Raw genomic sequence first — 8,706 nt, forward strand, 5'->3', positions numbered from 1 at the left:
CGATCACGCCTCATCGGCATCGCGGCGAGGGCGCGGCCGATGTGTCACACGACCGAATCCTCGGTCCGAGGATCACGCTCAGCGTGCGGCGCACGGCCAATCGCCGGCCAACGAACTTCTGATCGGCACACGCCCGGTGGCTCGTCGTGGTCCGGTCGGCCGCGCGTGCGAGACTGTTGCGGTGCGGTTGTATCGGGATCATGCGGTGGTGCTGCGCCAGCACAAGCTGGGCGAGGCGGACCGCATCGTCACGCTGCTGACCCGCGAGCACGGTCTGGTGCGCGCGGTCGCCAAGGGTGTGCGGCGCACCCGCTCCAAGTTCGGGGCGCGGCTGGAACCGTTCGCCTACGTGGATGTGCAGTTGCATCCGGGCCGCAATCTCGACACCGTCACCCAGGTGCACACGGTCGAGACCTTCGCCGCCGACATCGTCGCCGACTACGGCCGCTACACCACCGCCTGCGCCGTGCTCGAGACCGCCGAGCGCCTGGCCGGCGAGGAGGGCGCACCCGCCGCCCGCCTGCACACCCTCACCGCCGGCGCGCTGCGCGCCATCGCGCTGGGTCGCCGCCCCCACGAACTGATCCTGGACGCATACCTTTTGCGCGCCATGGCTTTCGCCGGTTGGGCGCCCGCCCTCGACGACTGCGCCCGCTGCGCCACCCCCGGTCCGCATCGCGCCTTCCATGTGGCCGCGGGCGGCGCGGTGTGCGTGCACTGCCGTCCGCCCGGCGCGGCCACGCCCATGGTCGGCGTCCTCGACCACATGAGCGCCCTCAATCGGGGCGACTGGTCCGGCGTCGACGCCGTCCCCGACGCCATGCGCCGCCAGGCCAGCGGTCTCATTGCCGCGCATCTGCAGTGGCACCTGGAACGGCAGCTGCGCACGCTGCCGCTCATCGAGCGCACCCGCCCGCACGAGGCGATCGAGCGCGATGCGGTGGCCGAGCGGCCTCGTGCCGCCATCGGCTGATACCGGGGCGAACCACCCTGGGAGTCCCGGTGAGCGGGCATGGGAAAGAGGGTCCGGATCAGTGAGATTCGATACAGGGCCATTGAACGTTAGGGAGCCTAAAGTTCACGGCGTGTCGGGTTCACCCAATCGAAAGTCCTCGCCGGCGGCCGTCCACCGCCTGCCGGTGACGCTGGCCGTCGCCGCCGTGCTGGCCGTCTCGGCGACCGCGACCGCCGCGGCCCAGCCGGTGCCGCCGAGTTCACCGTTCGGCGGGCTCGCGTACACGGTGAAGGTCGAAAAGCCTGGCGAGAGCGACGGATTCATCTACTACACCACCGGCGTGAGCGCCGCCGCGCTGGTGCCCGGGCTGGGGACCGTGGCGCAGGTGCTGCCGGGCGGAAGGCCCGCGAACGTCATTGCCGACCGGTCCGGCAGGGAGATCGAACGCTACGAACCGCCTGCGGGACAGGACGTCTCGAACTTCCGGACGCAGATGTACCAGGGGCGCAAGGTGCTCACCTGGTGGCAGGGCAGCACGGTCGCCGGGCACGGCTCGGGCGTGGGGATCATCGCGGACGAGAACTTCAAGGTGCTGGCGACCGTCGACCCGGGCGGGGCGGGCGCGGATGTGCACGAATTCCGGCTGACTCCGGACGGGCACGCCCTGCTCACCTCGTACCCGCAGGTCGATGCCGATCTCACGGACATCGGCGGCCCGGCGAACGGGAAGATGTTCGACACCGTGGCCCTGGTGATCGATGTCGCCTCGGGCCGGCAGCTGTTCCGCTGGAGCGCGGCCGAGCATGTGCCGCTGAGTGATTCGGAGACCTCCGGCAAGCTGGCCGGCGACGTCTACGACCCGTATCACATGAACTCGATCAGCCAGGATCCGTCCGGGAATCTGGTTGTGTCCCTGCGCAATACGGCCGCCGTCTACGACGTCGACCCGAATACCGGCGATATCCGGTGGCAGCTCGGCGGCAAGCATCCGACCCTGACCGCGGATCCGGACGTGCAGTTCGCCTTCCAGCACGACGCCGAGTTCGCCGACGCCTCGACGCTGCGGCTGTTCAACAACAACTCCAGCGGAGCGGAATCGCGCGGGAAGTCGAGCGTGGAGTGGATCCACATCGACCCGGCCGCGGGACGCGCCACCCTGGTGCGCAATCAAGAGCACCCGGACGGTCTGGTCACCCCGGCCATGGGCAACGCCCAGGCCCTGCCGAACGGCAACACCCTGGTCAGCTGGGGCATGACGCCCCGCATCTCGGAGTTCACCCCGAGCGGCGAGCTGGTCTACGACGCCGTCCTGCCCTTCGGCAGCTACCGCGCCTACCTCGACAGTCTCCCCAGCTGACCGGCCGGGCGCTCGGCGGCGGGGAAATGCCGGTTTCCCTGCCGCCGTACGCCGTCCGGTGGAGGAAATGTGGAGGTCCGGTGGCAATGGTGTGGGCGCCGTCCGGCGTCGCGGAGCGTCGGGCAGGATGGTGGGCGTGATCGGGAACCGGAAGTCATCGACTGAGCAGCGTGTTGTGCGGCCGCCGTCGCCGCATCCGTCGGGGGCGAAGCCGCCGGCGATTCCGGCGGAGTTCGTACCCAGGCATGTGGCGCTGGTGATGGACGGCAACGGCCGCTGGGCCCAGGAGCGCGGGCTGCCCCGCACCGCGGGCCACGAGCGCGGCGAGGCGGTGCTCATGGACACCGTCGAGGGCTGTATCGAGATGGGCGTGAAGTGGTTGTCGGCCTACGCCTTCTCCACCGAGAACTGGCGGCGCAGCCCCGACGAGGTGCGCTTCCTGATGGGCTTCAACCGCGATGTGATCCGCCGCCGCCGCGACGAGATGCACGAGATGGGTGTGCGGGTGCGCTGGGCGGGCCGCCGGCCGCGCCTGTGGCGCAGCGTGATCAAGGAATTGGAGATCGCGGAGGAGCTCACCCGGGACAATACGGTGATGACCCTCACCATGTGCGTCAACTACGGCGGCCGCGCCGAGATCGCCGACGCCGCACGGGAAATCGCGCGCCGGGTGGCCGCCGGGGAACTCGACCCGGAGAAGATCACCGAGGCGACCGTGGCCCGCTACCTCGATGAACCCGATATGCCGGACGTGGACCTGTTCCTGCGTCCCTCGGGTGAACTGCGCACCTCCAACTTCCTGATCTGGCAGGCCGCATACGCCGAATTCGTGTTCCAGGAAACGCTTTTCCCAGATTTCGACCGCCGCAATCTCTGGGACGCCTGCCTGGAGTACGCCAAGCGTGACCGTCGCTTCGGAGGCGTGAAGTGACCGACCAGCTCACCCCCGCCGAGGCGCTCCAGGACCGCGCCCGCGCCCTGCTGCTGCGCTACGGCGTGGAGGTTCGCGAGGAGGACGGCGGCCTCGGCTTCGAATACGAGGGTGCGCTGTGCTCGCTGCGCGGCGTCAACCTCTCGCCCGGCCTGGATGTGCTGGCGCTCATGTGCATCCTGGCCTGGGATCGTCCGGTGAAACCGCAGTTGCACAAGCGGGTCGCCGAACGCAATGCCGCGCTCCAGTTCGGCACGCTCACCGTCGTGTCCCGCGAGAAGCTCGCGGACGTCATACTGCGTTACACCTTCCCGGCCGCCGGGCTCGAGGACGAGCCCCTGGCCACCATCCTGCTGCTGACCCTCTCCGGCGCGGGCCGTGCCCGCCAGGGCCTGCTGCCCTGACGCCGCTACCCGGTTCCGCCCGGGTTCGGTTCAGGCTCGGGCGGATTCGGCCGCGGCATCGGCGGCGCGGCGGTAGTCGGGGAGGATCTCGGTGATGCCGCGCGCGAAGGTGTCGGGGTCGACGTCGCCGAGGATGAGGTGCTGGAGGATGAAGCCGGGTAGTAGGCCGAGGAAGATCTTGGCCACCGCGTCGGTGTCGGCGTCCGGGGGGAGCCAGCCGACGTCGCGCATGCGTTCGGCGTAGTCGAACCAGAGGCGGCGGAGGCCGAGGATATTGGTGCGGACGTAGTCGGCGATATTGGCGTCGGTCAGGGCCAGCGACCAGGCCTGCGGGATGATGCGGACCGGCCCGCCGGGGACGCTGAGCCGCACGATGGCCTCGCACATGATGCGGACCAGGTCCGGGGGAGAGGGGAGCGGGTCGCTGTAGACGGCCTCGCTGAGGGCCGCGCGCAGGTCGACGGTGGCGTCGGTGGCGAGGTCCTTGATGATGTCGTCCTTGGACTTGAAGTACCGGTAGACCGCCCCGGCCGACAGTCCGGATTCGGCGAAGACGTCCTGCATGGTGGTGGCGTGCAGTCCCTTGCGGGCGAAGCAGGACTGCGCGGCGTCGAGAATCTGCTGCCGGCGGCGTTCCAGGTGTTCCTCGCTGACTCTGGGCATGGGCCCAAAGTAAAACGAATATCCGTTCTTGACAAGGTGACATCGGGGTGTCAGCCTTGTCCTAATAAAAAAGAACGAACCTTCGCTTTCTTTTGGATGGGTCATGAACGTAGTGCAACGCTCCCTCGCCCTCGGTCTCGCCGCGGCCGCCATTCAGGCCCTGATGCTCATCGCCTTCGCCTGGCCCGCCGCCCGCGTCGCGCCCCGGGATCTCCCCATCGCCGTCACCGGCCCGCAGGCCGCCGCGGTCGCCCGGCAGCTGACCGATCGCGAGCCCGGCGGCTTCGACATCCGCACCGTCGCAGACGAACCCGCCGCTCGCGACGCCATCGAACATCGAGATGTGTACGGGGCCATCCTGACCGGTGGACAGCCCCGGGTGCTGATCGCCTCGGCGGCGAGTCCGATTGTGGCCCAACAGCTCTCGGCATTCGCTCAGCAGCTGAACGGCGCGCCGGCGGCACCGGTGCAGGACGTGGTCGCCGCCGATGTCCACGACCCGCGCGGAAGCGGTTTCGGCGCAATGGTTCTCCCGCTGGTCATGTCCGGCTTGGCCGGTGGCGTGCTGCTGACCCTGCTGGTGCCGTCGCCGCGCGCCCGCGCTCTCGGCCTGGCCGTCTTCGCGATCGCCGGTGGGCTGCTGAGCATGTCGATCGTCCACGGCTGGCTGCACCTGCTGCCCGGCGCGTACCCGGCCATGGCCTCGATCAGCGGACTGGTGTCCCTCGCCGTCGCCGGCACCGTGGTCGGCCTGGCTGCCGTGCTCGGTCAGGCGGGAATCGGCCTGGGCGCGCTCACCATGCTGCTGGTCGGAAACCCCTTCTCCGGAGCCACTTCCGCGCCCGAGCTGCTGCCCAAGCCGTGGGGCGAGATCGGCCAGCTGCTGCCGCCCGGCGCTGCCGCCACCCTGCTCCGCTCTACGGCCTTCTTCGGTGACGCCGCCATCGCGCGCCCGCTGACGGTCCTGCTGTGCTGGGCCGCAGCCGGTCTCGCCCTGCTGGGCGTGGGTATAGCCCGCATGCGACGGACCGTCCCGGCTCTCGTTCCGGACCTGGTGCCCACGGCCTGAACTCGTCGCCCGGACGGCAACAGCCGCGCACCCCTCGCTCGATGAGCAAGGGTGCGCGGCTTCTCGCTGTCAGCTCTTGTTGCAGCAGTTCTGGCAGGTGCCGAAGATCTCCATGGTGTGGCTGATATCGGTGAACCCGTGCTCGGTGGCGATCGAGTCCGCCCAGGCCTCCACGGTCGGTCCCTCCACCTCGACGGTCCGGCCGCACTCGCGGCAGACCAGGTGATGGTGGTGCCCGGTGGAGCACTGCCGGTACACCGATTCCCCGGTGTCGGTGCGCAGCACGTCGACCATCCCGGCGTCGGCGAGCGACTGCAGGGTCCGGTACACCGTGGTCAGCCCGATGCCCTCACCGCGCTTGCGGAGTTCGTCGTGCAGCTCCTGTGCGGAGCGGAATTCGTCGATGTCCGCGAGCAGGGCGGCGATGGCACTGCGCTGGCGAGTGCTGCGGACTCCCACGGTCTTCTCGCTTGTTCCCACGGATCACCCTTCCTCGGCGTGTGCGACCGCGTCGATGACTATGTGTGCGAGATGTTCGTCGACCAGTTCATAGATGACCTCGCGGCCGGTGCGTTCACCGCGCACCACTCCGGCGGACTTGAGGATCCGCAGGTGCTGGCTGATCAGCGGCTGGGTCACCCCGAGAGTATCGACCAGTTCGTGCACGCAGCGCGGAGACTCCCGCAGCTGGAGCACAATGGCGATGCGGACGGGCGCCGCCAGTGCGCGCAACAGTTCTCCGGCGGAGTCCAGAATGGTGCGCGACGGCACGGCCGGCGGCTGGGGAGACCGGTAGGGGTACGGGTCATGGGGTATCGCGGCCGGGGTCTCCGTCGCGACGTGCGAGCGCCGCAGGGGCGCGCCGCTGTCCGTGGTCATCGAACCAACTCCTTATTGGAAACCGATGCCATTCTTATATGCACGTGTACGCATGTCAAACGCGACACGGTGTTAAACCCGTAGCACGCGGCAGATAGTCTGGACTGAATCCTTTGCAATCTTCCGGACACGGATGGAGAACTGTTCAGTGGCACCCAAGTCGAAGGTGGACACCGTCGCCAATCTCGCCAAGCGTCGGGGTCTCGTGTACCCGAGCGGTGAGATTTACGGCGGAACGAGGTCGGCCTGGGATTACGGACCGCTGGGCGTCGAACTCAAGGAGAACATCAAGCGGCAGTGGTGGCGGTCCATGGTGACCAGCCGTGACGACGTGGTCGGCCTGGACTCGTCGATCATCCTGCCGCGTCCGGTGTGGGTGGCCTCGGGCCATGTCGCGGTGTTCAACGACCCGCTGGTGGAATGCCTCAACTGCCACAAGCGGCACCGGCAGGACCACCTGCAGGAGGCGTACGCCGAGAAGAACAAGATCGACGACCCGGACTCGGTGTCCATGGAGCTCGTCGTGTGCCCCGACTGCGGCACCGTGGGCAAGTGGACCGAGCCCAAGGACTTCAACATGATGCTGAAGACCTTCCTGGGCCCGGTCGAATCCGAAGATGGCATGACCTACCTGCGCCCGGAGACCGCGCAGGGCATCTTCGTGAACTACAAGAACGTCGAGACCACCGCGCGCAGGAAGCCGCCGTTCGGCATCGCGCAGATCGGCAAGTCGTTCCGCAACGAGATCACCCCGGGCAACTTCATCTTCCGTACTCGCGAGTTCGAGCAGATGGAGATGGAGTTCTTCGTCAAGCCGGGCGAGGACGAGCAGTGGCACCAGTACTGGATCGACACCCGCCTGGCCTGGTACACCGACCTCGGCATCGATCCGGAGAACCTGCGCCTGTTCGAGCACCCGAAGGACAAGCTCTCGCACTACTCCACCCGCACGGTGGACATCGAGTACCGCTTCCGCTTCCAGGGCAGCGAGTGGGGTGAGCTCGAGGGCGTCGCCAACCGCACCGACTTCGACCTGAAGACCCATTCCGAGCATTCGGGTACGGATCTGAGTTTCTTCGATCAGAACACCAACGAGCGCTTCATCCCGTTCGTGATCGAGCCGGCGGCCGGCCTGACCCGCTCGCTGATGGCCTTCCTGGTGGACGCGTACCACGAGGAGCAGGTGCCGACGGCCAAGGGCACCATGGAGACTCGCACCACACTGCGCCTGGATCCGCGCCTGGCGCCCGTCAAGGCGGCTGTCCTGCCGTTGTCGCGCAATGCGGATCTGTCGCCGAAGGCCAAGGACCTGGCAGCGCAGCTGCGCCGGAACTGGAATGTGGACTTCGACGACGCCGGGGCGATCGGCCGCCGCTACCGCCGTCAGGACGAGATCGGCACCCCATTCTGCATCACGGTCGACTTCGACACGCTGGAGGACCAGGCCGTCACGGTGCGTGAGCGGGACTCGATGGCCCAGCAGCGCATCGCTCTCGACCAGGTAGAGGGCTACCTGGCGGCGCGCCTCGTCGGCGCCTGACCCCAGGTTCACAGGAAAGACCGGTCAATGCCTGACCGGTCTTTTCTTTTTTCTATTGCCTCGAAATTCGGGGTGGCGGTGCGAAATTGGGTAACCGACTACTCACGTTAACGGCCCATGACCGGCGCACTATTTAAGGAGAGTGGGCAACGGCGTCGTCTGCCGTAGCTCGATCATCCGAGGTGAGTCATGAGCGAGCGTGTTATCGGCCCCCGCTCGGGGCTGCAATGGGTCTCATTGGGGGACACCGGATCATCGTGCCCTGCCGCCCGATCCACGGTGGCGGCATTTCGATCATGGGCCGACTCCTATCTGACCCAACCCAGCGACGAACTGGGCCGCGACGGGCCGGTCTGCCCGTATGTACGACCGGCCATGCGGCGAGACCTGATGTGGCTGGCGCGGGTTCCAGCGGTGGAGCCGCGGCCGACGTGGGTGCGCGCGATCATCCGTGACGCGCTGGAGGTCTATTCCGGACTGCCCACGGGGAACGGCAGTTCCACCTCTGTGCTGCGTGCATTGATCACCGTATTCCCGAATTTGACGGATTGTTCGCTGATCGATGAGATCCACGATGAATTCAAGACCAAATTCGTGGAACGCGGCATCATGCTCGGGCAATTCTATCCGGGCTGTGACCAGGCGGGCCTGTGGAACAAGGATTTTCGGCCGTTGGACGCACCGATGCCCATGCTGGTGGTGCGCAGCATGATGACGACCGATTTTCCGTTCCTGCTCGACAGACCGGAGTGGGCCGACGCCTTCGTGCGCAAGTTCGCGCCGGGGCTGCCCGCGCACGTGCGCTCGGTCATGGTGGAGCGCTTGACATCTCGTCCGGCCTTCGTGCCCGCCTACGAGGTGGACGCCGTCGACGACGCATCCTGCTCGGCCAGCAGTTAGGCAGTGGT

General features: G+C 67.7%; 10 protein-coding genes. 7 read left to right on the forward strand and 3 right to left on the reverse strand.

The annotated features are described in order from the left end of the window. The first annotated feature begins 181 nt into the window (after positions 1 to 181). The 4 genes from recO (at position 182) to ABZ909_RS26555 (ending at position 3,647) form a co-directional block, all read left to right on the forward strand. Positions 182 to 973: a DNA repair protein RecO gene (recO, locus tag ABZ909_RS26540; RefSeq protein WP_357004325.1), complete on the forward strand. Its 792-nt coding sequence runs from the start codon at positions 182 to 184 to the stop codon at positions 971 to 973. A gap of 112 nt (positions 974 to 1,085) precedes the next feature. Further along, on the forward strand, positions 1,086 to 2,312 hold the full coding sequence (locus ABZ909_RS26545; RefSeq protein ID WP_357004327.1) for an arylsulfotransferase family protein: 1,227 nt from the start codon (positions 1,086 to 1,088) through the stop codon (positions 2,310 to 2,312). 127 nt (positions 2,313 to 2,439) lie between these two features. Beyond that, on the forward strand, positions 2,440 to 3,243 hold the full coding sequence (locus tag ABZ909_RS26550; RefSeq protein WP_354835454.1) for an isoprenyl transferase: 804 nt from the start codon (positions 2,440 to 2,442) through the stop codon (positions 3,241 to 3,243). A gap of 47 nt (positions 3,244 to 3,290) precedes the next feature. After that, positions 3,291 to 3,647, forward strand: coding sequence for a hypothetical protein (locus ABZ909_RS26555; protein ID WP_357004416.1), 357 nt, complete (start codon positions 3,291 to 3,293; stop codon positions 3,645 to 3,647). 30 nt (positions 3,648 to 3,677) lie between these two features. Here ABZ909_RS26555 and ABZ909_RS26560 read toward each other — a convergent pair whose 3' ends face one another. Further along, positions 3,678 to 4,310, reverse strand: a complete 633-nt coding sequence (locus ABZ909_RS26560) for a TetR/AcrR family transcriptional regulator (protein WP_357004330.1) — start codon at positions 4,308 to 4,310, stop codon at positions 3,678 to 3,680. 103 nt (positions 4,311 to 4,413) lie between these two features. On the opposite strand from ABZ909_RS26560, the gene ABZ909_RS26565 reads away from it, so the two are divergent. Beyond that, positions 4,414 to 5,379 (forward strand): hypothetical protein, encoded by a 966-nt coding sequence (locus tag ABZ909_RS26565; protein ID WP_357004332.1) that lies wholly within the window; start codon positions 4,414 to 4,416, stop codon positions 5,377 to 5,379. A 69-nt stretch (positions 5,380 to 5,448) separates the two neighbouring features. Here ABZ909_RS26565 and ABZ909_RS26570 read toward each other — a convergent pair whose 3' ends face one another. Both ABZ909_RS26570 and ABZ909_RS26575 read right to left on the reverse strand, forming a co-directional pair. Next, a complete protein-coding gene (locus ABZ909_RS26570; protein WP_357004335.1) occupies positions 5,449 to 5,859 on the reverse strand; it encodes a Fur family transcriptional regulator in 411 nt (136 codons plus the stop codon). A 3-nt stretch (positions 5,860 to 5,862) separates the two neighbouring features. Then, on the reverse strand, positions 5,863 to 6,258 hold the full coding sequence (locus ABZ909_RS26575; RefSeq protein ID WP_040861788.1) for a metalloregulator ArsR/SmtB family transcription factor: 396 nt from the start codon (positions 6,256 to 6,258) through the stop codon (positions 5,863 to 5,865). Between the two features lie 148 nt (positions 6,259 to 6,406). Between ABZ909_RS26575 and ABZ909_RS26580 the strand changes: the two genes are divergently transcribed. After that, positions 6,407 to 7,798, forward strand: a complete 1,392-nt coding sequence (locus tag ABZ909_RS26580; RefSeq protein ID WP_357004338.1) for a glycine--tRNA ligase — start codon at positions 6,407 to 6,409, stop codon at positions 7,796 to 7,798. Positions 7,799 to 7,987: 189 nt separating this feature from the next. Beyond that, positions 7,988 to 8,698 (forward strand): DUF6875 domain-containing protein, encoded by a 711-nt coding sequence (locus ABZ909_RS26585; protein ID WP_357004341.1) that lies wholly within the window; start codon positions 7,988 to 7,990, stop codon positions 8,696 to 8,698. The last annotated feature ends 8 nt before the right edge of the window (positions 8,699 to 8,706 follow it).

The sequence above is a fragment of the Nocardia sp. NPDC046763 genome, from assembly GCF_040645495.1.
GTDB lineage: Bacteria > Actinomycetota > Actinomycetes > Mycobacteriales > Mycobacteriaceae > Nocardia.

Bases quoted from the DNA above. Each gene is read 5' to 3' on its own strand.
- ABZ909_RS26550 (WP_354835454.1), top strand. From the start codon at position 2,440: ATGGTGGGCGTGATCGGGAACCGGAAGTCATCGACTGAGCAGCGTGTT.
- ABZ909_RS26560 (WP_357004330.1), bottom strand. From the start codon at position 4,310: ATGCCCAGAGTCAGCGAGGAACACCTGGAACGCCGCCGGCAGCAGATT.
- ABZ909_RS26565 (WP_357004332.1), top strand. From the start codon at position 4,414: ATGAACGTAGTGCAACGCTCCCTCGCCCTCGGTCTCGCCGCGGCCGCC.
- ABZ909_RS26575 (WP_040861788.1), bottom strand. From the start codon at position 6,258: ATGACCACGGACAGCGGCGCGCCCCTGCGGCGCTCGCACGTCGCGACG.
- ABZ909_RS26585 (WP_357004341.1), top strand. From the start codon at position 7,988: ATGAGCGAGCGTGTTATCGGCCCCCGCTCGGGGCTGCAATGGGTCTCA.